Genomic DNA, 2,128 nt, shown 5'->3' on the forward strand with positions numbered 1-2,128 from the left:
GTAGAGAAAATTCCCGCGTAAAATTTTCGCGTTGATTTGATTTTTTAAAATTCGCGAGAGAGTGTTCAGCATTTTTTCCTGCGTTTAGATTTTCCTGAGCAATAAAACATAACGTTGTTGTATAAGGTTTGTTGCGTTGTTTAAGCACTAAAGTTACTAAATAATTACAGACAAAGAAAGTCCGAGAGGACTTTCGTAAGTGAGCAAAAAGCCAGCAATAAATTTTATACGGTGTTAGCATTAGTTATTTCTTGTATGTCTTTAAACGTTTGTCCTTTTTTATTAACCCATTCAGTAAATCCATTAGAATTTCTACCCAAAATCATATTTGAAGCTGCACTTGGACTATTGAAAACTGTGTCTTCTGCAAATATTAATTTTTCATTATATTCAATCATTATTTCTGTTTCGACTAGTTTTCTTCTCATATTTCTATAAGTTTCAGTACAAGAATTAGAAAGTCCCTTTTTAGCTTCGCTTCCTTTAAGAACAATGTATCCTTGGTCAGTTTCTTTCATTGAAGCTTTGAATGATTTTGTTTTAATAAAATATGTTTCGTGTATTAATTTAGAATTATTAGATTCATTTTCGATTGTTTGTTTAACTGTAGAAGATATTAAGAACTTAAAACCCATTACTGGAAGTATAAGTTTTATTTGTTCAAGGAAATATTCCATATCTGAAATATCAGCTTCATGAAGTGTAGGTAAACTCGGAGAGTTTCCATTATCGATTTGAGCAGTTTTAGCCTCAATTGCTAATTGCACTAATCTTGATTCTAAATATCTAATTTGCGTTTTAGTTAACAATTCATCTTTACTAACGAAAAAAATTAATTCCTTAAAGTCTTTATTTGGGTCGCTTAAATGTTGTTTTAATCTTACTTTTATGTTTTCAGCTTCTCCAATATATATTTTCTCATCGAAAGCATCATCAGTTGGATCACCTTTCAAACAATAAATTCCAGGATTATCAAATTCACTTCTTGCCATTATTTTATTAATAGAAGCTCTTGGACTGTATATTGCTTTCCCAACCCAATTTCCAATTTCACTTAATCTTGGTCCATAAGCAGTTCCATCAATCATGTATACAGTTAATTTCTTTCCCATCTATAGTTTTTCAGTTTAATTAATGCTAACGTTGTTGTGTAAGGAAAGTTGCGTGTTTCCAAGCAATAAAGTTACTAAATAAAACACGAACCAAGAAAATCCGAGAGGATTTTCGTAAGTAGGCTTTTACCAGCAATTTTTTTTACACGGTGTTGGCTACAGTATTTTTATTTTTTATTCCAAATGCAAGTTATTCCATCTGATGTAGAATAATTGTAAGTATTATTACTTTTATTAAATATTAATGTAAAATCTTCACTATTTTCTCGAACAAAAGTTGTGTTATTTGTACGAATCCAAATAAATTGTTTTCCATTTGTAGTTTGAATTAAGAAATCACCTTTTTCAACTGAATTTTGAGCAAGGATATTAACCTTTATATCTTGACAACTTGACACAAAATTACCATTTAACATTTCAGTACTTATTTTTAAATCAAAATCTTTCAAATATTTTAATGTTTTCGTAAAACTGTTAGTTATTAGCGGTTTAACTCCTTTTTTTACTTTGAAGGTAGTTTCTTGAGTCAAAACGCTTCCCTTTTTTATCTTGAATAAAACTGAGTTATTTGTTGTAAAAAGATTAGTTTGTTCACCTATTATTGATTTTCCATTACCAAATAATCCAGTTGAATTCCTAACTTTTATTTTTGTGAAACCTTGTTCTTCTGGTGTGAAAGGAAGTGATAACTCTCCATTATTATTTTTTACAAGAGGTACTTCATAGTATAAATCAGAACTATTTTCATTTGTTGAGTTTACTATTAAGATATATTTATCCTTCTTTTTTTGTTCTTCTTCCAATAATAATTGAGAAGTAACTTTAATTCCATTCTTCTCTCCTAACTTTTTTTCTTCTTGTCCAAAGCCTTTAGGTGATAGTAATAAAAGTGTAATAATAAAGGTAATTTTTTTCATTTTATTCATTTTTTTAGTTTTTATTGTATTATCCTGATATAGGTTGACCTTTTTTTAGGTTTAATTTATACCGTTCAAATTATTTTTTTAGCCGTTTAG

Annotated in this window: 2 protein-coding genes; both read right to left on the minus strand. The window is 28.4% G+C overall.

The window, feature by feature from the left end; translation table 11 throughout:
- Window positions 1-224 precede the first annotated feature (224 nt).
- Window positions 225-1,112: a GIY-YIG nuclease family protein gene (locus ACW9UN_RS17050; protein ID WP_459487572.1), complete on the minus strand. Its 888-nt coding sequence runs from the start codon at window positions 1,110-1,112 to the stop codon at window positions 225-227.
- 167 nt (window positions 1,113-1,279) lie between these two features.
- Window positions 1,280-2,029 (minus strand): hypothetical protein, encoded by a 750-nt coding sequence (locus tag ACW9UN_RS17055; RefSeq protein ID WP_459487573.1) that lies wholly within the window; start codon window positions 2,027-2,029, stop codon window positions 1,280-1,282.
- Between the last annotated feature and the right edge of the window lie 99 nt (window positions 2,030-2,128).

It is taken from the genome of Polaribacter litoreus, from assembly GCF_054584775.1.